Below are 24,931 nucleotides of genomic sequence, written 5' to 3' on the forward strand. Positions count from 1 at the left end.
CAGGTTAACTATATTCTTCGTTATCTAGCTCTACGGCTTCTTTTAAGCGCTCAAGTACGTCTGGCATTGCTGATACAACACGGTTCCAACTTGGCACAAATGGCGCTTCCATTGGGTTTTCTAAAAAGTGTTGCCCTGCTTCCATAATATTTTGCGCAAACATTTCTACTGCTTTTTCTTCTTGGTGTACATCAAGCGTTAGCCCGTTCATTAACGCATCGTTGTGATAGGTTTCAATAAAATCTAGACCGATACGGTAGTAAGTCGCTTTTAATGAACGAATTGTTTCGCTGGTAAAAGTAACGCCTTGTGTAGCCAGCTTTCTAAATAATGCCTTGGTAATATCAATCGACATTTTAGACAAGCCTGCGCTTTGGTCATCAAGTGAAAGCTCTTGGTGCTTATGATCATAGTTATCGGCAATATCTACTTGGCACAAGCGGTTATGTGAGTAGTTACGATACATTTCGCTCAGAACGCCAATTTCAAGGCCCCAGTCACTTGGAATGCGAATATCATTTAATACATCGCGTCTAAACGAAAACTCCCCTGCTAATGGGTATCTAAACGAATCCATGTATTCAAGGTAGTCTGTATTACCTAAAATTGTTTTAAACGAGCGAAGCAACGGCGTTACTAATAAGCGCGATACACGCCCATTAATTTTGCCATTAGCAGTACGTGGGTAAAACCCTTTACAAAATTCATAGTTAAAACGCGGATGCGCAACAGGGTAAATTAAACGCGCAAGTAAGCTTCTGTCGTAGGTTAAAATATCGCAATCATGCAGCGCGATAGACTCTACTTCTGCTGTTGCTAATTTATAGCCCATGCAATACCAAACATTACGGCCTTTACCAAGCTCGCGAGGTGCAACCCCTAGCTCTTGTAATTCTTTATCGAGTGCTTGTAAGCGTGGGCCATCGTTCCATAATACTTTGTGGTTTTGGTTTAGCTCTTTAAAAAAGCCAAGTGCATGGCGGTACTGTGCTTCGTCGGCTCTATCTAAGCCTATAGTGATTTGTGATAAATAAGGTACTTCACGCAACTCACTAACTATATTTTGCAGCGCAGGGCCTTCAAGCTCACTAAATAACGAAGGAAGTATTAATCCCATTGGGCGCTGCTTACTAAAAGTAAGTAGCTCTTTTTCTAGATCTTCAATTGGTCTGTCGGCAATGTTATGTAATGTAGTAATAATGCCATTTTGATAAAAATCAGCCATGAGACTTTTGCTCCTCAGAAATACTTAAAATACTGCTAATGCACGGCAACGATGTTATTTCTTCAATCCAGCCCAGCGGTGCTGGCGATTGAGAGTATCGTGCTTTGTTGTGCGACAATTTAACCGGCTTTTTACTCGCCGGGTTGGCGATAATAATGGCGATATTTGCATGCTCTAACATTTGCTTATCGTTATCGCTATCACCAAGTGCAATGACCGTGAGAGGCTTTCTGAAATGATGGGTAAACTGTTTAACTAACCACTGCTGTGCAGCGCTTTTATCGGTATTTTTAGCAATATGAATGAAGCGCCCACCAATTTTTATATCGTAACCGAGTGCTTCTACATCATTTACAAAGGCGGTGAGTAATTCGTCGTTGCCATACCAATAAAGAGGGTCTGAATAATCGCGTGTTTGTGCACGTCTTGCTTGCGCATCGTCTAGCCCGGTAAGCTCTGATATTTGCTCACTCGATAAGTCGCTAAACAATTTGTAATGCGCTTTGTAATCGGCATTTAAGGTATTTAAATCCTGTAATAAACTCGATAATGGCTTTGCCATCGCATAACACCAGTAAGCGCCTACTTTTTTACAACCAATAGGCTTTAATTCAAAATAGTTTTCTGGAATAAATACTGCTGCGCCGTTCTCTACAATAAAAGGCTGTTGAATATTTAAATCATTTTTAAGCTCAATGACTTCGCAAAAAGTTTTACTGGTATTAAACACCACCGGAATATGCGCATTTTGCAGCTGCTGTAATAACTCACTGATATTATTTGTATTATAATCAGCATGATCGAGCAATGTGCCATCCAAATCTGTAAAAATAATTGGCTGGAGGGTGTCGTCACTTGTTAGGTGCATACCGCTAATATCGCGGTTGCTATCAAGTTCAATTAACGCATTTGCTTTAGCGCTCAGTGTGTTTAAGTTCTCACGCGTAATGCGCTCAAAGTGAGAAATAAAATACACCAATTGCTCGTTAGTCATGGTGCCTGAGCCTTCACCTTTTTTGGTTATTAGCTTTTGCTCTTGCTCTTGTCGCCATGTAAAAACATCACTAAAACTCGGTGCTTTTAGCATAACGGTATAATCAATTAGGTTAAAAACGGCTTTGTATTCGTTTGCTAAACAGCTATTTACACAGCGGCGCCAAACGCCTTCTTTATCAAACTGTTGCTCTAACTCGTTAAGCGGCTCACTCAATGAAAACAGCGGTTGTGGCTCACTGCCCACGCACCACCCTTCTAAAATAACAATATCAACCGGCTTTTCATTTGTTAGCCAATCACTTGCTGGTACGCAGTCGTCTTCGTGTTTATTAAACCGTGGAAGCGGTACGTTTACCTCTCCTGCCAGTAAGTTAGTTATTGTGCTATTCATTAATGCTACGTCGTGAGTACCTGGTACTCCGCGAGTAGTAAAAAGAGGATGTACATCTTTGGCAAGCTCAGTACGTACTTGTTTTGCTAGATAAAAGTCATCAATCGACAATGCAACACTGTTAAGCGGGGTGTTTTTAGAAAACCACGTAACTAAAAAGTCGGCGAGCGTTGTTTTTCCTGAGCCTTGGCATCCATTTATGGCAACAAAAATAGGAGTATTTGTTTTTTTAGATTCGAGGATGTCATGCGCAAGTGGAACAAAATATTGCTCACTCAAATATTGATACTTTAAAGGCAGTTGGTGCTTTGCTAAAAACGGGGTGATATCCACAATATTGGCCTCTGACATAGTTACTCCTTTGCATACAATGCGTCTGGGAGTTAAATGCAGATACTAGACCATTATTATTTTTATATATTTATTAGTAGGTTAAAAAAATAGCGCATTATAAATGCGCTATTATGGTGCAATCTATTTAGCTAATGTGCAAAATTAAACTTTTTCAGGCTCTGCTTTTGGTAATACTAAGTTAAGTACTATTCCTAAAATAGCGCAAAGGCTTACGCCCTCTAAACTAAATTGGCTGCCACCAATATGCATACCACCAATACCGCACACCAAAATTAGTGCAACAATACTTAAATTACGTGGTGCGGTTAAATCATCGCCCGACTTAACCAGTGTATTTAAACCCACTACAGCAATAGAGCCAAAAAGTAGAATCATAATACCGCCCATTACTGGCACAGGAATAGTTTGCAAACCAGATCCCATTTTAGCTACAAACGCTAAAATAATGGCAATAACAGCTGTCCACATCATTACTTTAGGATTGAAGTTTTTGGTAAGCATTACAGCGCCCGTAACTTCTGAGTATGTAGTGTTAGGCGGGCCACCAAATAATGATGCCGCAGAAGTCGCAAGGCCATCACCAAACAAAGTACGGTGAAGCCCAGGCTTTTTCAAAAAGTCTTTATTGGTTACTTGGCTAATAGCCATCATATCGCCAATATGCTCAATTGCAGGTGCTATTGCTACAGGCACCATAAACAAAATAGCCTGCCATTTAAACTCAGGCCATGTGAAGTTTGGTACAGCAAACCACTGTGCGTTAGTCACTGCGTCAAATTGCACAACGCCCATACCGAGCGATAAACAATAACCCGCTACAACCCCTGCTAATATAGGTATAAGCTTAAATACGCCTTTTCCCCACACTGCAAAAATAAGCGTAACCACTAACGAGAACAACGAAATATAAATAGCGCTGGTGTAATCAATAATTTGAATACTGCCGTCGCCACTTTTACCCATCGCCATATTTACAGCAACAGGTGCAAGCGCTAAACCAATAACCATAATTACTGGGCCTACAACCACAGGCGGTAAAATTTTATGAAGCGTTGCAACGCCTTTAAATTTTACTAATAAGCTTAAAAGCATATAAGCAAAACCCGCAACCATTAAGCCGCCCATGGTGGCCGGCACGCCCCACATTTGCACAGCGGCAATAATAGGAGCAATAAAAGCAAACGATGAAGCTAAAAATATAGGCACTTGGCCTTTAGTCACTACCTGAAACAGCAAAGTACCTATGCCTGCGGTAAAAAGCGCAACATTAGGATCAAGGCCAGTTAAAAGTGGCACTAATACCAGCGCACCAAATGCTACAAACAGCATTTGCGCGCCCGTTAAAATAGTTTTTATTGAAAAGGTGTCATTATTTTGCACTTAAGACTCCTAAACAGTACCGAATATTTTGTCGCCCGCATCGCCTAAACCAGGGATAATATAGCCCTTTTCGTTTAAGTGGCTATCTACTGAGGCTGTAAATATTTCTACATCTGGATGAGCGGCAAGTGTTCTCTCAACACCTTCTGGTGCTGCAACAAGTACAATTACTTTGATTTCTTTACAGCCTGCTTTTTTAAGCATATCGATTGTGGCAATCATTGAGCCACCCGTTGCAAGCATAGGGTCAATAACTAAGCTTAGGCGTTCATCAATATTACCTACTAGCTTTTCAAAATATGGTACTGGTTCTAGTGTTTCTTCGTTACGTTCAAGACCAACAACACTTACTTTAGCGGCTGGTAATAACTGCATAACACCGTCCATCATGCCAAGACCAGCACGCAAAATAGGCACTACGGTAATTTTTTTACCTTTAATGTGCTCTACTTTTAATTTATTGCCATCCCAGCCTGTAATTTCGTTATCTTCTAACTGTAGGTTTTTAGTTGCTTCATAAGTTAATAAGGTTCCAACTTCAGAACATAATTCACGAAAGCTTTTAGTACTAATACCATGCGCTCGCATTAGGCCTAGTTTATGTTGAACAAGAGGGTGAGAAATAACGTGAATTGCCATGATATAAACCTACTGATACAAGAATTTGCAGTATTTTATATTAAAAAAGGTCATTTGACCTTTAGTTTTAAAGAGATTTTCATACATCGTGCCAAAATGCATTGTTTTGCTTGATATTTATGCAAGAGATTAGCAAAACCTGTTTATTAAATGTTACCCGCTAACCAGCTGTTTACTTGCTGTTGCATATAACTATTTATTTTTTGATGCTCGGGGCTCCACCCAGCTAAAAATCGATAAAAGTCAGCCCATGCAGCAGGCCATAAAGCGAGCCAATCGTCAGCTATTTTACCTGCTGGTGCCCAAGGGTGATAAGCTGTAATAGCAGCCTTTAAATTGTCAAAATAATACACAAGGTACTCATCAGCGCACTCGTGTAATTGTGCATCACTTAAGCAACTGGTCATAAAATACATTACATCAATTATCCCGCTACCGGCACCTATATACTGAAAATCATAACCGAGTATTTTACCACTCTCATTTGTTGCAAAGTTAGCAAGTTTTGCATCGCCATGAATCAGCGTTTTGTACGCACAACTTTGTAGTTGCTCATCTATTTTATGTGCAGCATTTTTAATATCGGACTTTTTATCATCCGTTGTTTTTAATTTATTAAACTCATCTGGGCGCGTGCTTAAATGCCAGTAATTGCCTTGCTGCCATAACCCATCAGCGGGTTTACTTAAGTTAAACGCATGAAAGTGTGCAAGCCACTTTAATATAGCTTTAACATGTTGTGACCCTGCTTGAGTAAACCCATGTTTGATGAAGTTTTTAAACACCAATGCGTATTCATCATCTTTATTAATTGCGCTTATACATTTAATACTTTGCGCATGTTTTGGTAAGTGCTGGCTATAAAGCTTATAAAAAGTGTATTCAACACTATAGGAATACTGCTTTCTTTTAAGTGCAAATTCGCTTTGTTTAATTTTAGGATGGTGTATATAACTGGGTATTTTAATAGCTTTAATAACACATAGCTCATCATTAAGCTGGCACTGCACAATGCTGCCACACCCACTCCAAAGTGATGTAAGCGTATCGCCAATTTCAATGCGCTTAAAGTGAGGTTGTAATAAAGGAATGTAAAATGCCATAGCTATAATAAGTAATTAATTTTTTGTAGTTTAACATTAGTGGGCGTTTTTAATAAAACTAAGGCATAAAAAACCCCCACTTGGTTTTATATAAGTTTGTATGTAAATAGTGGCCAAAATCACTATGCCACTACAGTACTCATGCACTAAATTTTTAAGGCAAACATTTGTGGAATGGACAGGATTATCTGTACGTTATTCATTTTGGGCTAAAGCATATTATCGGCAGCAAGAAGGCAAAGGAAAGCCCCATAATACCATCATCAGATCATTGGCATTTAAGTGGATACGAATCCTATTTAGCTGCTGGGAAACACATACGCCCTAAGATGAATCAACTTACTTAACTGCATTGAAAAGTAAGGGATCACCGCTGTTAAAATTTGCGGTGGAAAGTGAGCTTTAGCGCTTGCTGTCCACCTCAGGGCGTGTTGTTAGATGAAAACTACGACTTCAGAAGAGCATTAAGCTTTTCAAGGCGCTTGTTTAATTTTGTAAGTTTCTTTTCATCATATTTAGAAATAGAATAATCAAAAATGGCCTTTTCGTCAGCTCCATCAATTCGCCTAACAGATACAGTTAAAACCATATCATCTCGATCTTTAGGGGCTTTACCCCATGCACCAAACCTATTTGGTGTAAGCTTCCAAGTAACTTCTTCATCCGGCTCAAGACCACCGGCTATAGAGTAGTTAAATGATTCTGAGACCCAAGGTACAGAACGACCTTGTGAAACTAAAACACCATCGAAGTAAGCACGTGATATAGCATGTTTAGTGTTGTTTTTAACGGTAAGTTCAATAACTGCCTCATCACGGTATGAAGCTTTCTGATAGTAAAATCTAGATCTAATAACAGAAAATTTATTTAAGCTTTCTTTAGCATTTTGAGCATCTGACTTTTTCTTTTCTAAAGCCAATATGTCAGTCTTTATTTCTTCAATTTCTTTTGTGGCTTGTTCTCTTTCTTTGATCTTTCTTGCTGCTATGATGTCATTGCTTTCAGAAATGATTTGGTCAGCAGTTTTACCATTTAGCTTCTCTTTCATTTTACTTTTAATTCCGTCTGCGTTGGCAGCGGCTTTAAATATGTTTCCAACATCAGAGAACGCTAGTACCTTAACAGCTTTCTCAAATTCTACTTTTTTCTCTTCGGTTAAGGACTCTTTAATTGAGGTAATTGAGGTTTTTAAGGATTCATCTGTTGTTGAATCTACTTTTTTCTCTCCACAACCCACTAGAAGCGACATACCTACTAGCAACAAACTCCAATGTTTCATTGTTTCTCCTTTTCATCTAACGCCGTAATAAACGGCACAAAATAGCAGGCTAAACTTAGCGACGAAGGAGCACAGCCTGCTGTTTTGTGTCCTTGGTTTAATTACTTTGCTATGTATTACATACTGTTAGCTAAAATGCCTTTTAAACAGCAGCGGACAAAGAAACTTTGACTCTTTGGCCGACGGTAAGCTGTTATTCGGGTGCGAACAATAACTAAAAACTGTATTTACAAAGTAAGTTAATTCGACAAGATATTCATTAGCCTTTTTAGCTTTCAAAGCTTTGCTTGCTCGGACCATTTTTAGATCTGCAAGGTCATTTAAATCAACTGTAAGTCCGCCAAAGTATGGTTCATTGGTATAAAAATCAATTCGAAAAGCCTCGCCTTCCAAAACATACTCAATATCATGAAACTTCTTCCATGAGATAAACCCTGAATTATATTGCTTAGCTAACATAATACCTTTTTCAAGGTTGCCGCTCCTGCGATACTTTATCAATTTTTGACAGCAAGCTAACAAGTATTTTTTTATCTGCTTCTGCTTTTTAGGGTCAGCATTTAATTGCTGAAGTTTTTTAGATACATCCATATTTCAAGTAATACATAACGCCCTAATAATGGGCAAAAAATTGTTGGCTAAAATGTTGAGGAACGAAAACAGCCAACTGTTTTTTGTCCTTATTAATTAGCTTGTTAGGTAACTTTTACCACTGACCAAATCTTATTATTTGCTGTGGAGCGTATTCCATTACCCATGTACGATCTGATGCAACAATCAGAATATTTTCTTGGTCGAAGTAAGTTGGTAAATCCGATAATAATTGAGACCAACTTAAATACCTTAAATTTGACCAAGTTTTATCAGTGATAATTATTTCAAAAGAGTCCGATACATTTTTGCAGTTAAGCCAATTAACTAATTTATTTTTATGTTCGCAGTCTTCGAGAGATGCAATAACCCACTCGCTTGTTTCGTCAACGCCACGATCCCAGCTAACTTCATGTAAGTGAGGTTCAACTAATTTTCTTAAATCCCTGACTCTCAAATCGGAATTCAACAGATTAACCATCCGTAGTTACCTAACAATTTTATAGTGCGCTCATCGCGCATATATCTGCCAATGTCACGCTCATGTATTCAATAAATCATTTTTACCAAATAACTTAACACATTGCTATATATAATTTTTTACTAGCACACAAACTCTCAATAAAAGACAAAATGCGCTCGTCGCTCATTTTCTTGAATATGGGAGCAGTGCAACTATACTGTATATAAATACAGCTATATTATTGGTGGTAATATGAAAACACGCTCTCCATTTTTAAATTATATAGCCGATTATATGTTGGTACGTCAGTATTCATTACGCACCATCGATACCTACCTAAGATGGATTGCATCTTATATCCATTTTCATAATAAACGCCATCCCGCCTCAATGGGAGACAATGAAGTCGAGTGCTACTTAGAACATTTAGTGTTAAAGCAAAACGTTGCACCACGTACGCAAGCCACTGCACTCAATTCATTGTCATTTTTATACAAACATATAATAAAAAACGAACTTTCATTAAATTTAAATTTTGCCCGTAGTAAAAAACAAGCAAAGCTCCCTGTCGTGATGACCCCAGAGGAAGTTAAAATGTTGATGGCTCATTTAAATAAGCGCTATTATTTAATTGCAGCCCTTATGTTTGGAAGTGGTTTAAGAGTAATGGAAGCGGTGCAATTAAGGGTGAAAGATATTGATTTTGATTATAAATGCATTCAAGTATGGAATGGAAAAGGTAATAAACACCGCATTGTTACGCTGGCCACAGAGCTAATTCCTATGCTGAGAAATCAAATTTTGAACGTTGATGACTATTTAAAACTGGATTTAAATAATACGGAATATTCTGGCGTATGGATGCCATATGCTTTAACAAAAAAATATCCAAGTGCCGCAAAATCGCTTGCGTGGCAGTATTTATTTCCTTCTCATATATTAAGTTCAGATCCTCAAAGTGGTGAAATAAGACGACATCATTTTCATCACTCTTGTATTAGAAAAGAGGTTAAAAAAGCCGTCCAAAAATCAGGGTTAACAAAAATAATAACACCTCATACATTAAGACACTCTTTTGCTACTCATCTACTGCAAAATGGCGCCGATATAAGAACTGTTCAAGCTCAGCTTGGCCATTCTGATGTTAAAACCACACAAATTTATACTCATGTATTGCAGCAAAGCGCTAACGGGGTTATTAGCCCTTTTTCAAGATTATAAGCGTCTCTTTTTAATCCTCTACACATACATATTCGCTTTAAGACCAACACCGCTATCTATCTCTACTTTAAAAAACACATAAAAAAGCCCCGCTTGTTTTTACACAAGCGGGGCTCCACACTAATACTTTTCAAGAATAAAAGCGCCGGTACTGCGGGCGCTTTGCATCATTGAATTTAATTTTATTGATTAACTACGCTTTTAAGCGGATTAATCGGCTGTGCGTTATCGTCTAGTATGTTCATATCAAAGTCGAACTCATCTACACGAATCGCTTTTTCACGTTTGATGTTGTAATCAATTAACTGAACGTGTTCAGCTTGCGTGATTACGTTTGCCGCTAGTGCGTTATCAAGCGTGATGTTAAAGCGTATACCTGGTTTAATTACTTTAGCACGTAGTGCTTTTTTAACTTTAGCCAGCTCGCTAAGTGATGCCATTTTAGCTTTGTAAGCTTGCTCATTAATATGATGGCCATCGCCCACTACTGGTTTAACTAAATGCGTGATTTGCGCTTTAAATGCGGTATCTAGCTGAGCTTGCTTAGCTAGTTCGCGGATTAAATCGTCGCTAATTTTTGGCATTTTAGTTGAGTAGTTCATTGTAATGAAACGAATAAACTTACGTGTACCACTTGCAGGGAAGTTATCTAAAAACTTATGCAATGCTTCTTCAGCACTTTGTAGTGCAAAACGAGTCGCGTAATGGAAATACGGAGCTGCTTGCTCACGGTCACTACTTGATACTTTTTGCTCGTAGTATTTAATTGATGCCATAGCTGCATATAAGAAGCTCATTACATCGCCTAAACGTGCCGATAGCATTTCTGCTTGTTTTAACTTACCGCCAAGTACAAGTAACGAAAAATCTGCGTACACTGCAAGTTTTGCAGATAATTTATGTACTGCTTTTTCGTAGTCACGTACTTCTGGTAATTCAGAATTAGCACTTGCTGTAAATGGTAAAACACCTAAGCGGAAAGCACGTAAACTGTTTGCTGTGCTGTAACCAATTGTTTTACGTAAAATACCGTTAAATTCTTTATCTGCACCTTTGTCTTCGCTGTGAATTGACTCAACCATAGATTGTAAATATGGATGACAACGCATAACACCTTGGCCAAATATCATTAGGTTACGAGTAAGAATGTTCGCGCCTTCTACCGTAATGGCAATCGGCTGAGCAACATAACCACTTGCTAATGTATTTTGTGGACCGTTTTGAATCGCTTTACCCGCTTGAATATCCATTGCTGAATCAAGCACGTCGCGACCAAGCTCTGTCATGTGGTATTTAGCGATTGCAGTTACTACTGATGGTTTTAAGCCCATGCCTAAACCTTCAGTTGTAAGTACGCGCATTGCTTCTTGTAGATATGTTTTACCTGCAATGTCAGCTAGTTTTTCTTGAATACCTTCAAACTGGCCAATGGCTAAACCAAACTGTTCACGCACTGCTGCGTATTCAGATGCTGATTTAAATGCAACTTGTGCTGTACTAACACCTAGCGCAGGTAATGAAATACCACGGCCAGCACCTAAACAGCTAACCAGCATTTGCCAACCACGGCCGATATTTTTTTGCCCGCCAATAACAAAGTCCATTGGTACAAATACTTTGTTACCACGTGTAGTACCGTTGTAAAAACGAATACCCATTGGGTCGTGACGATTACCAAGCTCTACACCTGGGTGCTCTTTTGGAATAAGCGCACAGGTAATACCTAAGCTTTCTTTGCCACCTAATAAACCATCAGGGTCCATTACTTTAAAGGCTAAGCCAAGTACAGTAGCAATAGGTGCAAGCGTTATGTAGCGTTTGTCCCATGTGATTTCAAGGCCAAGCACTTCTTCGCCGTTGTACATGCCTTTAGTTACTGTACCAATGTCTGGAATGCCACCTGCATCAGAACCCGCTTCTGGGCTTGTTAATGCAAAACATGGAATGTCTGTACCATTTGCTAGGCGTGGTAAGTAATGTGCTTGTTGTTCTTGCGTACCAAAGTGAAGTAATAACTCACCTGGGCCTAACGAGTTAGGAACCATTACGGTTACCGCAACTGCTGAGCTTTTAGTCGCAATTGTGCCAACAATAGTAGAGTTTGCATAAGGGCTAAACTCTAAACCACCAAACGACTTAGGAATGATAAGCGAGAAAAAACGCTCTTTTTTCAAAAATTCTAAGATGTCATTTGGTAAATGAATGCCGTTTTGAATCACTGAATCGTCAATCATGCCCAGTAGTTCTTTTACTGGACCGTCTAAGAATGCTTGCTCGTCTGCGCTTAATTTAGCAGCAGGTACGTCGCGAAGTGCACTGAAATCAGGCTTACCTTGGTAGATAGAACCTTCAAGCCATACATCACCCGCGTCTAGCGCTTCTTGTTCTGTGATAGAAATACTTGGTAATACTTTTTTTAGTTTTGTACGTAAACTCATGATTGAACTCATCCGACCAGCTAAATAATACCTACATTACGTCATAAAAAATCGTTTAGATCAATTACTCTATTCAATTAATTAACAGTTTTTTCAATTTATTTTCTTTACCTGAACGTAAACTGTTGAAACACAAAGGCTTACAGTTGTACGCTGAAATAAATAAATTTTGCATGATCAAGTAATAAAAAGATTAAATGTTAGCCAATACGCTTACATTTTTTAAAGGCATAAAAAAACGCAGCACAAATAGGCTGCGTTTTTATTCAATTTGTAGAGGCTACATAAGCAATTAATTTAGCTAAAACTAGCTAAAACTACTTAAATTTAAATCAAATTGTATAAGCGCTTTACTTAGCAACTTTAACAACTTGCTTGCCGGTAAAACCACCAGCAAGTTGTTTATTTAGCGCTTGCGATACTGACTCTGCACTAAAATCTACGGGCGTTATTTCTGGGTGTTTAATGTCGCCACTAACAGCTCCTTCAAGTAACAGGTTACCCATAAAACTCAAACGTTGTTGTGCACATAAACTATTAGCAAGCCATGCACCACCAATCGATACAACGCTAATATTGGGCGCTCGGTGATACATTAAGTCTTGATCAAAACAAGGTAGCGGATTTAAGCAGGCAATACGTCCGCAAAAACGCATTAACTCAATATTACGCTGAGTACACTCACCACCTATCGTATCAATAACCGCATCAAAGCCTTGCGGGCCAAGTTCTCTGCGGATTTTTTCGCATAGCTTTTTATCGCTATAGTCAAAAACCACATCAGCACCTAGCTGCTTAACCAATTTATGGTTACGCTTTGATGCTGTGGTAAATACGTCTGCACCACGCTGTTTTGCATATTGAATAGCAAACTGCCCTACCGCTCCGGCTCCGCCTTCAATAAAAATAGTATCGCCTTCACTAATGCCTATTTTATCTAAGCTAATAAGTGCTGCCATACCGGCGCATGGAAGTGTTGCTGCAATGGCCGGATTTAAACCGCTTGGCACAACCGACACTGCAAAGTTAGGTACTTTGGTGTACTCGCTCAAAGCACCTTGCTCACCAATGTTGGCATGCCACATAACGCGCTGGCCAACATTTGGAAACACACCTTTATTAGCTTTAACCACAACACCTACGGCATCTAAGCCTAAAATGTGTGGATACTGCCATTTACAAAAGCCTGTTTTAGCAAATTGACCATCAACTGGATTTAAACCAACGTACTCTACTTTTACAAGCAGCTCGTTATCTGCACAAATAGGAACAGGCAGCTCAGCATCCGCTAAGTCAATTGCTTCATTTGGTTCTGGCAGTACAATAGCGCGCATTGTTTGCGGGATAATGTATTCATGTAAATTTTCAGTATTTGGCATCAATATAACTCTACTTATTAGTGTCGTTTAACGCATAACTCCATTGGCCATTAAATGACTGGTAAGCATTTACTTTGGCAAGCAGTGAAGAAATTGTTGTTTCAACAGCATTTTCTTGTGCTATTAAAACATCCTGGCGCGCATCTAACAACTCAAGGTAAGGAATTTGACCTTCTTCGTACATTGCTTGTGCTTGTAAAAATGCTTTATTAGCAAAGTCATAGCGCTCATCGGCAAAGCGTTTTTGCTGTGCTTGATTGACCAATAATTGCAATGAAAGTTCACTTTCACTTAGTGCAGTTAATACCACTTGTTGATAATCGCTGTAAGCGGCTTCACTTAAAAACTGCTGCGCGTCGCGCTGTGCTAATAATGCTGGGTAGCTTAATAACGACCATTGCAATTGCGGCGCTACTTGCCACTGTTGGTCGGTATTTTTTAAGCCTGTGCTATCTATACTCACAACCCCTGCAAATGCAGATAAGCTAATATCGGGTAATAGTGCTTTACTTGCTGCAACACTTAAACTATTTGCTTGGCTAAAATCAAACAATGCACGGCTAATGTCTGGGCGTAAGGCAATGGCATTATTAGCGTTTTTTAGTGCGACGCTAAAGTCACGTTCCAGCACGCTTTGCTCGTTTTCAATAGCAATATTTTGCGTTAACTTACCGCTTAGTACTGCAAGTGCAGATAAATCGCTGTATTTTGCATATTCAATAGCAGGCATTAGTGCTTGTTGCTGCCTAAGCTGCGCCATCGTACGATTTAAATCAAGCTCATTTGCTACACCTTCGTCAACGCGAGCTTGAAGAACGTCAATACTTTGCTCAAGCGCTTCTATTTGAAGCGTAACAATGTGTTGTTTTTCAACATTTCCTTGATAACTTACAAAGCCTTTAACAACTGACGAAACAACTTCAATTTGCAGTAAACGTACTTGCTCTGCTTGGCTCATGGCCGATGCATTTGCAGCATCAACCAACGCCGTTATGCGACCAAATAAATCTAGTTGCCAATCAAGTGCAACGTTTGCACTTGATTGGCGGTCAAACACGCTTGGTGCATCGCTTCGAGCTGCGCCAACATTTACGCCACCTTGCGGTAGGTATTGGGCTTTTTGCTCTCCTAAACGCGCTAATGCACTTTTAAGTGTTAGCTGGCTTGTTTGCAAATTATAGTTATTTGCAAGTGCGCCAGTAACAAGTTCATTTAGCTGATCAGAATTAAGCTTTTTCCACCAGTTTGTTTCATCAGCAACGCTAACGTTACTAGCAATATTAGCTTTGGCAACAAATTCGTTAACGGCTTTTTGCTCGCTCATGGTGTCTATTTTATTCGCACACCCGGCTAAAAACGCAGCGACTAATACCGCACTGGCAGTCAGACTTGTTTTAAGTCTTTTTTGCATTAATTTAGTCATGAGTATTCTCCTGCGCTTTCTCTTTTTTGTTAGTCACTAACATATAAAATACCGGCGTGAATAATAGACCAAACACGGTTACACCTATCATCCCTGAGAATACGGCGTTACCCATTGCATGTCGCATTTCGGCGCCTGCACCGGTGGCAAGTACTAACGGTACAACACCTGCTGTAAATGCAATCGACGTCATTAATATTGGGCGCAAGCGCATACGACATGCCTCAAGTATTGCCTCTAAGTACGATAAGCCTGAGTCGTGTCTATCTTTTGCAAACTCAACCATCAATATCGCATTTTTAGAAGCCAACGCGACCAGTACTATTAATGCTATTTGGGTGAATATGTTGTTGTCAGAGCCAACAAACCACACACCTAACAAGGCTGAGAAAATAGTCATTGGTACAATTAATATAATTGCCAGTGGTAAACGTAAGCTTTCGTACTGCGCTGCAAGTACCATAAATACAAGTAATACAACTAACGGGAATACATAAACCATGGTGTTACCGGCAAGTACTTGTTGGTATGTTACTTCAGTCCACTCATATTCAATACCTGTTGGTAGTGTGTCTGCGAGTACTTTTTCAATAGCAATTTGTGCTTGATCAGAACTATAACCTGGCGCTGGGCTGCCATTTAGTTCTGCACTTGGGTAACCGTTGTAATGCATAACACGGTCAGGACCAATCGTTGGAGTTACAGTTAGTACAGACCCCAGTGGCACCATATTACCTGAGCGGTTACGTACTTTTAAATTAAGTATTTGATCAGGGTCTAAGCGATAGTCAGCATCAGCCTGTGCATTTACTTGGTACGTACGGCCAAACATATTAAAGTCATTTACGTACACAGAGCCTAAGTAAATTTGCAGTGCGTTAAATACTTCATCAAGTGGAATACCTTGAATAAGCGCTTGCTCACGGTCAATATCAATATCCATTTGTGGAACTTGGATACGGAAACTTGAGTACAAGCCCATTAATGCAGGGTCTTGTTGCGCCTTACCGATTACGGCTTGCAAGCTATTAAATAAGGCTTCAAACCCTTTGTTTGCTCTGTCTTCAATTTGCAGTTTAAAACCACCGGTAGTACCTAAACCTTGAATTGGCGGCGGCGGGAATACCGCTACAAACGCTTCATCAATGGCAGCAAAACGTTTATTTAACTCTGCCGCAATCGCCATCGCTGATTGGCTTGGATCGGTACGTTTGTCAAAGCTTTCAAGTGGTGTAAATACAATGCCGCTGTTAGGGCTATTAGTAAAACCGTTCACTGATAAGCCAGGGAATGCAACTGTGTGGGCAACGCCTGGTACTTCTAATGCAATTTGCTGCATTTGAGAAAGCACATCTTCAGTGCGGTCAAGGCTTGAAGCGTCAGGTAACTGCGCAATAGCCACTAAATACTGTTTATCTTGCTGTGGAATAAAGCCACCTGGTACAGAATCAAATAACTTAATTGTGCCGCCAACAAGTGCAATGTAAGCCACCATAACAACAACAGTCATACGAATTAGTTTTTGTACCAGTTTTTCGTAACCTTTAGCACCACGATTAAATACGCGGTTAAATGGTTTAAACAACCAACGACCAAACAGTTTATTGAGTAAACGCGTGAACGCATCTGGTTTTGCATCATGCGATTTTAATAGCAATGCAGCAAGCGCAGGCGATAACGTTAATGAGTTAAACGCTGAGATAATCGTCGAAATTGTGATTGTAAGTGCAAATTGCTTATAAAATTGACCTGATAAACCGGTAATAAAAGCAGTAGGAATAAATACAGCACTTAGTACTAGCGCAATTGCAATAATAGGGCCTGTTACTTCGCTCATTGCAACACGGGTCGCTTCAAGTGGCGATAAGCCTTTTTCGATATTACGCTCTACGTTTTCAACAACTACAATCGCATCATCTACAACAATACCTATGGCCAATACTAAGCCAAACAACGATAAGGTGTTAATTGACACGCCCAACCACTGCATTACTGCAAACGTACCAATGAGTGAAATAGGCACAGCAATTAGCGGAATGATAGATGCACGCCACGTTTGTAAAAATACAATAACAACAATAACTACCAGCACAATTGCTTCAAGCAAAGTGGCAATTACCGCGTCAATTGAGCCGCGAACAAATACTGTAGGGTCGTACACAATGTCGTATTCAACACCAGTAGGGAAATCTTTAGATAAGCGCGCCATTGTTTCGCGTACTTGATCGGAAAGCTCAATAGCGTTTGAACCAGGGCGCTGAAATATTGGCATTGCAAGAGCTGGTTGGTTATCAAGCTCTGCACGTAGTGAGTAAGTATCTTGACCTAAATCAACACGGGCTATATCAGATAAACGCGTTAACTGACCTTCGTCGCCTACTTTAATAATAACTTGTTCAAATTCTTCAATACTGTTTAAACGACCTTTAACGTTTAACAATATTTGAAATTGACTGTCGTTTGAAATTGGTTGCGCACCTAAGCTACCGGCAGCAACTTGCTGATTTTGCGAGCGAAGTGCTGTTACTACATCTGTTGCTGTTAATTCGCGTGCAGCAAGTGCATCTGGGTTTAGCCATACTCGCATTGAGTATTTGCCAGCACCAAACATGCGAATATCACCTACACCCGGTAAACGCGCAATTTCATCTTTAATGTTTAAATCGGCATAGTTAGATAAGTACGCTGTGTCGTGCGTTTTTTCAGGTGAATATAAATGCACTACCATGGTTAAATCTGGCGATGATTTTTCGGCTACAACACCTAAACGTTGTACTTCTTCTGGCAAACGCGGAAGTGCACTGTTTACACGGTTTTGTACTTGTACTTGAGCACGATCTAAATCGGTACCTAACGCAAAGGTCACCGTTAATGTCATACGGCCATCGCTTGTACCTTGCGAAAACATATACAACATGTTTTCAGTACCGTTAATTTCTTGCTCCAGCGGTGTTGCCACTGTTTGCGCAATAACGGTTGGGTTAGCACCCGGGTAGTTAGCGGTAACAACAACAGTTGGAGGAACTACTTCTGGATATTCACTTACTGGTAATTGGAATAGTGATATACCACCAGCAATTAAAATAACCAATGACAGCATGGCCGCAAATATTGGGCGCTGTATAAAGAAATGCGAAAATTTCATTAATAAACCTTATTGCTTAGCCACAAATTGTGCGTTGTCGTTTGACAATGTAAATGCTACACCGCTGGTATCAATTGTTACGGTTTGCGGAGAGATTGGCATACCAGGGCCTACGCGAGCAGGACCATTTACGGCAATAACATCACCTTCATTAAGGCCTGATGTAACCGCACGTAATGCACCGTAACGCTCACCTGTAGTGATAAGCTTGTATTCAAGTACGTTGTTTTCGCCAACCGTTAATACAAAACGATTTTTTAAGTCGGTACCAATTGCACGTTCTGGGATAATAATCGCGTCGCTAATAGAATTTGCAGCCAGCTTTATACGTGCAAACGAGCCTGCGCGTAATTGGTTGCTGCTTTCATTAAATACCGCACGTACACGTAATGTACCTGTCGATGAATTAATTTGGTTATCAATAAAGTTAATGTAGCCTTTGTATGCAAAATCGTTTTGACCGACCTTTTGCATTACAACAGTTTGATGGCTCGCAGCAGTAACATCATTGAAAGAGCTATTCCAGGTGCGTTCATCAACATCAAAATAAGCGTACATAGCTTGGTTTGAAACAATTGACGTTAATACGCTTTGACCCGCAAGTATATTGTTACCTTTAGTAATATTTGCGCGAGAAATAATGCCATCAATTGGTGATACAACTGACGTAAATTCTAAATCAAGCTCTGCTGAGGTTAGTTGTGCTTGAAGTGCAGAAAGCTGTGCTTCGCGTTGACGTAGTGTTGAAGTACGCGCTTGTGCTTGCTCAGTAGAAATTGCCTTACGGTCTAATAAGCGTACCGCACGTTTGTCTTCACTTTGAGCTTGCTCTAAGGCCGCTTCTGCGCTGTTGATTTGCGCTTTTAAACTAGCAACCACAGCAGCAAATGGACGAGCATCTAATTGAAATAAAACATCGCCTTCTTTAACCACATCGCCTTCTTTAAATTCAATGCTATCGATGATTCCCGATACACGCGGCATTAAAGCAACTTCTTGTGGAGACTCTAAACGCGTTGTATATGTGTGCCAGCTTTGTACCGGCTTAACAAGCACCTGTGCTACATCAATTGGTTGAAGTTGCTGTGCAGGTGCTGATTGAGCTGTGCTCTCATCAGCACAACCCGCAAGTGTTAAAGATGCCGCAGTAAGTGCAGCAGCAATTAGATGTTTGTTCATGAAGACGCTCCATTGTTGATTAGCCTCGCATAATACGGATTAAACCCGTGTGTAAAAACCATAGATTTTTAAATTCATTAATGCCAAAATGGCATCAATAGATTAATTAAGGTGTAATAATGGATACAACAAGTCGACTTTTAATGTTACTTGAAGTGGTTGAGCAAGGCTCTTTTGCAAAAGCTGCAGAAATACGCAACATAGATCGCTCTGTTATATCCAAGCAAATTAGTCGTTTAGAAGATGAGTTAGGTGTTAGGTTACTCAACCGAACCACACGTTCATTTTCGCTCACAGCGGCAGGCGCCGAAATGATCAAAAAAGCAGCAGAGCTTAGAGAGCTGCTTGGCGAAACTGTGCGCATGGCCGAAAACTACCATTTAGAACCGCGCGGCGTGTTAAAAATCACTTCATCAACACTTATTGGTCGTCGTTATTTACAACCTGTACTTAATGATTTTCAAAAACGCTTTCCTCAAGTAGAAGTTGAACTGCGTTTAGACGATAGATTAGTAGATATAGTCTCTGAAGGATTTGATTTGGCTTTTCGTGTAGGTGAGCCTAAAGATTCGTCACTTATTGCACGTAAAATAGCGCGTAACCGGTTATTAATTTTAGCTGCGCCACAGTTTATTGAAACTTATGGTATGCCAAAAACAATGGAAGAGTTAGCGCAATTACCAGCAGCAAGCTATGCCAGTAATTCTATTCGAGTAGAAGCTATAGATTACTACGATAGTAAAGGTGAACGCTGCGAGCAAAAAATAAAAAGTGTGTTTCGTGCAAACGATGCAGAATCATTGTTAATGAAAACGTTATCGGGCACAACTTACTTTGTCGCCCCTGCATTTATTATTGGTGATGAAATAATACAAGGTAAGCTAGTGCCTTTATTAACAGATGTGAAACTCATGGAGTTTAGTGCGATGTATGCCGTATATCCGCATCGAGATTTACCAGTAAGGACCCGGTTGTTTTTTGATGCTGTGCGCGAGCATTTAGGAAAAGACAAACCGATTTGGGAAAATGGGATCCCCAATTTTGAGCAAATGTACTAAGTGACCCTACTTAAGCAACTACCGCCTCACGGTCGTGTTCTTGTTTAAACTTACAATACACTTTATTGCGGCCAAACTGTTTTGCTTTGTATAACTGCTTATCCGCTTGGTTTACAAAGCTTTCCAATGAATTAGTACTTTTAAATTTTGCGACACCAATACTTGTTGTCACATTAATAGCAAGGCCGTCAATGTCAAATGTTGTATTTTCAAAACGTGCCCTTATTTGTTCAGCGGTATTAAGTGCGGCCTCTTCATTTGCAAAAGCGCTAAATAAAGCAAACTCCTCACCGCCTACTCTAAATACATACCCTCTAGGAAGCTCAACTCTTAGTAAAGTGGCCACTTCGATAAGTACTTGGTCACCGACACCATGACCATGCTCATCATTTATCTGCTTAAAAAAGTCTAAATCGAGTAAAAACAAATATAGCTGTGATTTATCTTGTAGTTCAACTTCAAAGTAGTGGTTCATTGAAAGGCGATTACCTGCACCCGTTAGCGGATCAAGTAATGCTAAATTTTTAAGGCGCTTTGAAAAATGTGAGCGGCTCCCTTCAAAAACATGAGAAATCGCCCAAATACTAAAATAAGCACAGATTAAATTAAGAGATAGGTTAAAATTTTCAAAAGGGGCAAGAGTAGACTTACTCCCTAAAATAAACACTTGGATAACTAATAAATTTGCAGAGAAAATTACACCGTATTGTTTACCTAATAACAGGTAGTACAAAATAGGTAATGCAAACGACCATACAAACACAGCATTACGAGGCGATGCTAAAGATGTACCCAAAATAACAATTAGCGTTATGAGCACACACATTATCAAGGATTGCCAAAACTGTAGTGGACGGCGTATAAGTGAAATATAAGTAAATATACAATAAATAGAAAAACAGATTTCGATATAGCCAAGCAATGGAAAGTTATTTACGGTTAAATTAAAACCCGCAAATCCTACCGATAAAGAACCAAAACAAAGACACATTCCTCGCAGAACGTCTTTTCTTAATGATTTAGTGCTATTAAGGGCGGCGATATCCATTCTAATCACTTAATAAAAATAAAAGTAAGTTTAACGTGAAAATACAATTTAACAAGCTTTGTTGATATAAAACCATGTAGATACAACCAGTTATTTACCTTTTAGGGATAATGTAGTGTATTTTAGGAACACGTTTAGTGCTTTTACTTTTCTAGGTAGCTTTAAAAGCTAGCCACCTAGCATTGATAAATTAGTCGTAATACCTGTATTGCCTTGGTGTAAAAGGTGAGTTGGCTTTTTGGTTTTAATATAACGAGATAGCAACGCCATTAATTTACTGTTTGAACTGTCGTTCATATATTCTCTTAGCGAAATACCCTCTTCAGAAAACAAACACAAGTGCAGGTTCCCTTTTGCTGTAACCCTTAATCGGTTACAGGTACTACAAAAGTCGTTGCTGTAAGGCATGATCAAACCAATTCTGCCTTGATAATCAGGATGAGCAAACTCTTGAGCAGGACCTGCTGATGCACTACGCGCAACTTGCTGCCAACCCGTTTGCAATAGCTGAGTTTTTAAAACTTGCCCAGATACATGGTTAGCATCAAAAAAGGCTTTGTTGTCGTTTGTTTGCATCAACTCAATAAAACGAATAGTAACGGGACGGTGTTTAACCCAATTTAAAAATGTATCAAACTCTTTCGCGTTGTATTGCTTCATCAGCACACTGTTTATTTTTACCGAATCAATACCCGTTTCAAGCGCAGTATCAATACCTTTCATTACTGAGGTAAATTTGTCATGCCCAGTAATGGTGTTAAACATGCGCGGATCTAAGCTATCAATACTTACATTAATGGCGTTTAAGCCCGCATCTACCCAGTCGTGGATATTCTTATGAAGAGAAAAACCATTGGTAGTCATTGCAATTTTTTTTATGCCCGCGACATCTTTTGCCGCGCGAACAACATCTATAAAGTCTTTTCTAAGAGTTGGCTCTCCGCCAGTGATCCTTACTTTTTCAATACCATGGTGCGCAAACGCTTTAAGCGTATTGCTAATTTCATCAATTGTGAGAAAACCACGGTCTGGCCCCCCCTGATAACCATCTGGTAAACAATAAACACACTTAAAATTACATACATCAGTAATAGACAAACGTAAGTAACTAAACTCTCGCCCTGTTGGGTCGATTAGCATAAATAAACCTTAACTAATATCAACAAGTAATAATAACCTAATACCAATTTGCAATAATACTTAATCATTTAATTAAGCGAATTGGTATAAACAACGCTACTTATTGATACATAAATAATAATTACATAAATATATTTAATAACTAAAAAGGGCTGCATAAAGCACACCCCTTTAGTTATTTTTGTTTTACGCTTCTAAGCCTTTTTTAAGTTCGCTTGGCTTCATTGGTAGATCACGTAAACGCACGCCTACTGCATTAAATACAGCATTACCAATCGCAGGAGCCACCCCTATAACGCCAGGTTCGCCTAAACCAACTGGAAATTCATCGCTTTGTAAAAATTCAATGTCAATATCTGGTACGTCTTGCATCCTTAGCGGTAAATAAGTATTAAAGTTAGTCGCTGATACCTGTCCATCTTTATACGTATTTGATTCATGCAATGCAAGGCTGCTGCCCCATAGTAACGACCCTTCAATTTGCGCTAGTGCGCCATCTGGGTGAACTATTAAGCCCGCATCTACAACAACATAAAGCTTTTTAAGCGTTATTTTACCACTATCACGGTTAACATGAACATGCGCTGCGGTTGCAAGCCATGCTGGCATAGTACGTTCTTGCCCTGAGCTTACAGAAAAGCCAATGCCTTCATCTTTAGCTAATTTAACAGAAGCTACTTTGTCTGACACTGTTTTAAGCACATTACGTAAGCGCAGTGCTCCACCTACACTCTCAGGTGCTTTTCCTGCTTGCTTGCCTTTACCGTCTAACATTTCAATTCTAAATTGAACTGGATCTTTGCCTTGCTTATGGGCAATTTCATCAATAAACGACTCAAGACTCCATGCAATCCAACCTGGTCCTACTGAACGTAACCAACCTGGAGTAAAGGTGCTTTGTGCAACTTCGTTATTAATAGCGCGTGCACGATGACTGCTCATGCTGTACCAATGATCAGCGCCCGATGCCGAAAATGCATCAAATTTACCTTTGCCATCAACACCCGGTGATAAAAACCCTGGTGCCATAGCTTTAGTAGGCCAACCTGCAGCAAATGCATGCTCTAAACCAGTAAAAGTACCGTTTTTATCAAACGACGCTGTCATTTTTGCAGCAGATGCAGAACGAGACTGATCGAATAAACTATCGTCTGCTCGTGTAAATACCAATTTTACTGGTTTACCTACTGCTTTTGCGGTTAGAGCTGCAGGTACGGTCCAGTCACCAAATAATCGACGGCCAAAACCACCACCTAAATAATAAGGACGAATAATTACTTTGTTTTGTTCTATTTCAAGTGCTTTAGCAAGCGCAGGTAACGTAAGTGACTGCCATTGGTTACCAGTATGAATAATCCAATTACCGTCTTTAAATTCTGCAACCGCATTAAGTGGCTCTAGCTGATAATGACTCGCTGTCGCTGTGGTATACATTGATTCTAACGACTCACTGGCGTCTGCTTGTGTTTTCTTTATATCTCCTTCATCAACAAATAAAGTACCCGAGTCGCGCTGCTCGCATAATCGCTTACCTTCTTTTTGAATATCATCTTCAGATATATTTGCTGACTCACCCTTTTTATAACTCACCTTTAAAGCATCTACTGCTTTAATGGCGCTTGGGTAACTGTCAGCTAATACAACAACCCAGCCTTGCACTGTGTTACTAGGATCATTTAAAATTTCATAGCCTTTGTAACCTTTAATAGCTTTTGCTGCACTATCGTCAACGTTTGTTACTGTACTGCCATAGCGGGTTGGCGGTATTACTGGTCGCGCGTACAGCATGCCTTCAACTTCTACATCTATACCATATACCGCAGTGCCATTTGTTTTGGCTGGTATATCAAGCGCTTTAAAGTCTTGTTTAAGCCCTGTTAAATGACGCTTATTAGCAGGTTTTAGTGGCAGGTTTGCAACTTCATCACTGGTAAATGTACGATTAAACTCGCCTTTTTTGACTATGTCAGCGTAACTAACCGATTTTTCGCCTGAAATTATATAGCCCTTTTCAGCACGACATTTATCTGCAGGTACGCCGAGCATTTTCGCTCCTGCGTCTATTAATGCAATTCGACCTGCAGCACCGGCTTGAGATAATGGCTTAAAGCTTTGAAATACAGACCACGAACCACCCGTTACCATAAAGCCCCATTTTTCATGAGTATCTACGTAGGTAATTGATACTTTATCCCAATCACATTCAAGCTCATCAGCCACAATACGCGCAAGAGCAGTACCAATATGTTGGCCCATTTCAGCTTTAGCAATACTTACTTCTACGGCGCCGTCGGTGCTCATAGTCCACCAAATGGTTGGTGAAAAAGCCTGTTGCGCAATTGACTCTTTTGCACTGAGCGAACCCGAAAATAACGCAGGGGCAAACGCCATGACTAAACCTGCGCTAGCAGTGCCAATCATAAACGAGCGACGATTTAAATTAACGGTTTCGCTATTTTTTTGAAATAATTTTTTCATT

General features: G+C 39.7%; 18 protein-coding genes. 2 read left to right on the forward strand and 16 right to left on the reverse strand.

Annotated elements, in window-relative coordinates:
• Positions 1-4: 4 nt before the first annotated feature.
• The 8 genes from WNY79_RS01025 to WNY79_RS01060 all read right to left on the reverse strand — a co-directional run bounded on the left by WNY79_RS01025 (position 5) and on the right by WNY79_RS01060 (position 8,439).
• The gene (locus WNY79_RS01025; RefSeq protein WP_002958673.1) at positions 5-1,225 is read right to left on the reverse strand and encodes a glycosyl transferase; all 1,221 of its coding nucleotides are present in this window, start codon (positions 1,223-1,225) and stop codon (positions 5-7) included.
• Entirely contained in the window at positions 1,218-2,963 is a 1,746-nt protein-coding gene (locus tag WNY79_RS01030) for an HAD-IIB family hydrolase (RefSeq protein ID WP_342874850.1), read from the reverse strand. The genes WNY79_RS01025 and WNY79_RS01030 overlap by 8 nt, the downstream gene beginning before the upstream one ends.
• 144 nt (positions 2,964-3,107) lie before the next feature.
• A complete protein-coding gene (locus tag WNY79_RS01035; protein WP_007580880.1) occupies positions 3,108-4,346 on the reverse strand; it encodes a uracil-xanthine permease family protein in 1,239 nt (412 codons plus the stop codon).
• A 9-nt stretch (positions 4,347-4,355) separates the two neighbouring features.
• Positions 4,356-4,985, reverse strand: coding sequence for a uracil phosphoribosyltransferase (upp, locus tag WNY79_RS01040; RefSeq protein ID WP_024591723.1), 630 nt, complete (start codon positions 4,983-4,985; stop codon positions 4,356-4,358).
• A gap of 146 nt (positions 4,986-5,131) precedes the next feature.
• On the reverse strand, positions 5,132-6,088 hold the full coding sequence (locus tag WNY79_RS01045) for a phosphotransferase (RefSeq protein ID WP_342874851.1): 957 nt from the start codon (positions 6,086-6,088) through the stop codon (positions 5,132-5,134).
• Between the two features lie 445 nt (positions 6,089-6,533).
• On the reverse strand, positions 6,534-7,367 hold the full coding sequence (locus WNY79_RS01050) for a DUF6694 family lipoprotein (protein WP_342874852.1): 834 nt from the start codon (positions 7,365-7,367) through the stop codon (positions 6,534-6,536).
• Positions 7,368-7,493: 126 nt separating this feature from the next.
• Positions 7,494-7,958: a hypothetical protein gene (locus tag WNY79_RS01055; RefSeq protein ID WP_335679285.1), complete on the reverse strand. Its 465-nt coding sequence runs from the start codon at positions 7,956-7,958 to the stop codon at positions 7,494-7,496.
• Positions 7,959-8,073: 115 nt separating this feature from the next.
• Entirely contained in the window at positions 8,074-8,439 is a 366-nt protein-coding gene (locus WNY79_RS01060) for a hypothetical protein (RefSeq protein WP_342874853.1), read from the reverse strand.
• 234 nt (positions 8,440-8,673) lie between these two features.
• Between WNY79_RS01060 and WNY79_RS01065 the strand changes: the two genes are divergently transcribed.
• Positions 8,674-9,642 carry an integron integrase gene (locus WNY79_RS01065; RefSeq protein ID WP_342874854.1) on the forward strand — a complete coding sequence of 323 codons (969 nt, stop codon included), beginning with the start codon at positions 8,674-8,676 and terminating at the stop codon, positions 9,640-9,642.
• A 182-nt stretch (positions 9,643-9,824) separates the two neighbouring features.
• Here the strand turns inward: WNY79_RS01065 and WNY79_RS01070 are convergent, their stop codons facing one another.
• The 5 genes from WNY79_RS01070 to WNY79_RS01090 all read right to left on the reverse strand — a co-directional run bounded on the left by WNY79_RS01070 (position 9,825) and on the right by WNY79_RS01090 (position 19,206).
• Positions 9,825-12,080, reverse strand: a complete 2,256-nt coding sequence (locus tag WNY79_RS01070) for an acyl-CoA dehydrogenase (protein ID WP_342874855.1) — start codon at positions 12,078-12,080, stop codon at positions 9,825-9,827.
• Positions 12,081-12,430: 350 nt separating this feature from the next.
• The gene (locus WNY79_RS01075; RefSeq protein WP_165722564.1) at positions 12,431-13,459 is read right to left on the reverse strand and encodes a zinc-binding dehydrogenase; all 1,029 of its coding nucleotides are present in this window, start codon (positions 13,457-13,459) and stop codon (positions 12,431-12,433) included.
• A 10-nt stretch (positions 13,460-13,469) separates the two neighbouring features.
• Entirely contained in the window at positions 13,470-14,882 is a 1,413-nt protein-coding gene (locus tag WNY79_RS01080) for a TolC family protein (RefSeq protein WP_342874856.1), read from the reverse strand.
• Positions 14,875-18,027 carry a multidrug efflux RND transporter permease subunit gene (locus WNY79_RS01085; protein WP_342874857.1) on the reverse strand — a complete coding sequence of 1,051 codons (3,153 nt, stop codon included), beginning with the start codon at positions 18,025-18,027 and terminating at the stop codon, positions 14,875-14,877. The genes WNY79_RS01080 and WNY79_RS01085 overlap by 8 nt, the downstream gene beginning before the upstream one ends.
• Before the next feature lie 9 nt (positions 18,028-18,036).
• Entirely contained in the window at positions 18,037-19,206 is a 1,170-nt protein-coding gene (locus tag WNY79_RS01090) for an efflux RND transporter periplasmic adaptor subunit (RefSeq protein WP_342874858.1), read from the reverse strand.
• A gap of 119 nt (positions 19,207-19,325) precedes the next feature.
• On the opposite strand from WNY79_RS01090, the gene WNY79_RS01095 reads away from it, so the two are divergent.
• A complete protein-coding gene (locus WNY79_RS01095; RefSeq protein WP_076925596.1) occupies positions 19,326-20,264 on the forward strand; it encodes a LysR family transcriptional regulator in 939 nt (312 codons plus the stop codon).
• Between the two features lie 10 nt (positions 20,265-20,274).
• On the opposite strand, the gene WNY79_RS01100 is transcribed toward WNY79_RS01095, so the two are convergent.
• The 3 genes from WNY79_RS01100 to WNY79_RS01110 all read right to left on the reverse strand — a co-directional run bounded on the left by WNY79_RS01100 (position 20,275) and on the right by WNY79_RS01110 (position 24,930).
• Entirely contained in the window at positions 20,275-21,312 is a 1,038-nt protein-coding gene (locus WNY79_RS01100; protein WP_170071386.1) for a GGDEF domain-containing protein, read from the reverse strand.
• Between the two features lie 168 nt (positions 21,313-21,480).
• A complete protein-coding gene (moaA, locus tag WNY79_RS01105; protein WP_170071385.1) occupies positions 21,481-22,452 on the reverse strand; it encodes a GTP 3',8-cyclase MoaA in 972 nt (323 codons plus the stop codon).
• Between the two features lie 186 nt (positions 22,453-22,638).
• Complete coding sequence (locus WNY79_RS01110; RefSeq protein WP_342874859.1) at positions 22,639-24,930, reverse strand: molybdopterin cofactor-binding domain-containing protein; 2,292 nt, start codon at positions 24,928-24,930, stop codon at positions 22,639-22,641.
• Position 24,931 lies beyond the last annotated feature (1 nt).

Source organism: Pseudoalteromonas sp. AS84 (genome assembly GCF_038900255.1).
Taxonomy (GTDB): domain Bacteria; phylum Pseudomonadota; class Gammaproteobacteria; order Enterobacterales; family Alteromonadaceae; genus Pseudoalteromonas.

Excerpts from the sequence above, each read along its gene's own strand:
- WNY79_RS01025 (WP_002958673.1), bottom strand. The coding sequence starts at position 1,225 with ATGGCTGATTTTTATCAAAATGGCATTATTACTACATTACATAACATT.
- WNY79_RS01030 (WP_342874850.1), bottom strand. The coding sequence starts at position 2,963 with ATGTCAGAGGCCAATATTGTGGATATCACCCCGTTTTTAGCAAAGCAC.
- upp (WP_024591723.1), bottom strand. The coding sequence starts at position 4,985 with ATGGCAATTCACGTTATTTCTCACCCTCTTGTTCAACATAAACTAGGC.
- WNY79_RS01045 (WP_342874851.1), bottom strand. The coding sequence starts at position 6,088 with ATGGCATTTTACATTCCTTTATTACAACCTCACTTTAAGCGCATTGAA.
- WNY79_RS01050 (WP_342874852.1), bottom strand. The coding sequence starts at position 7,367 with ATGAAACATTGGAGTTTGTTGCTAGTAGGTATGTCGCTTCTAGTGGGT.
- WNY79_RS01055 (WP_335679285.1), bottom strand. The coding sequence starts at position 7,958 with ATGGATGTATCTAAAAAACTTCAGCAATTAAATGCTGACCCTAAAAAG.
- WNY79_RS01060 (WP_342874853.1), bottom strand. The coding sequence starts at position 8,439 with ATGGTTAATCTGTTGAATTCCGATTTGAGAGTCAGGGATTTAAGAAAA.
- WNY79_RS01065 (WP_342874854.1), top strand. The coding sequence starts at position 8,674 with ATGAAAACACGCTCTCCATTTTTAAATTATATAGCCGATTATATGTTG.
- WNY79_RS01070 (WP_342874855.1), bottom strand. The coding sequence starts at position 12,080 with ATGAGTTTACGTACAAAACTAAAAAAAGTATTACCAAGTATTTCTATC.
- WNY79_RS01075 (WP_165722564.1), bottom strand. The coding sequence starts at position 13,459 with ATGCCAAATACTGAAAATTTACATGAATACATTATCCCGCAAACAATG.
- WNY79_RS01080 (WP_342874856.1), bottom strand. The coding sequence starts at position 14,882 with ATGACTAAATTAATGCAAAAAAGACTTAAAACAAGTCTGACTGCCAGT.
- WNY79_RS01085 (WP_342874857.1), bottom strand. The coding sequence starts at position 18,027 with ATGAAATTTTCGCATTTCTTTATACAGCGCCCAATATTTGCGGCCATG.
- WNY79_RS01090 (WP_342874858.1), bottom strand. The coding sequence starts at position 19,206 with ATGAACAAACATCTAATTGCTGCTGCACTTACTGCGGCATCTTTAACA.
- WNY79_RS01095 (WP_076925596.1), top strand. The coding sequence starts at position 19,326 with ATGGATACAACAAGTCGACTTTTAATGTTACTTGAAGTGGTTGAGCAA.
- WNY79_RS01100 (WP_170071386.1), bottom strand. The coding sequence starts at position 21,312 with ATGGATATCGCCGCCCTTAATAGCACTAAATCATTAAGAAAAGACGTT.
- moaA (WP_170071385.1), bottom strand. The coding sequence starts at position 22,452 with ATGCTAATCGACCCAACAGGGCGAGAGTTTAGTTACTTACGTTTGTCT.
- WNY79_RS01110 (WP_342874859.1), bottom strand. The coding sequence starts at position 24,930 with ATGAAAAAATTATTTCAAAAAAATAGCGAAACCGTTAATTTAAATCGT.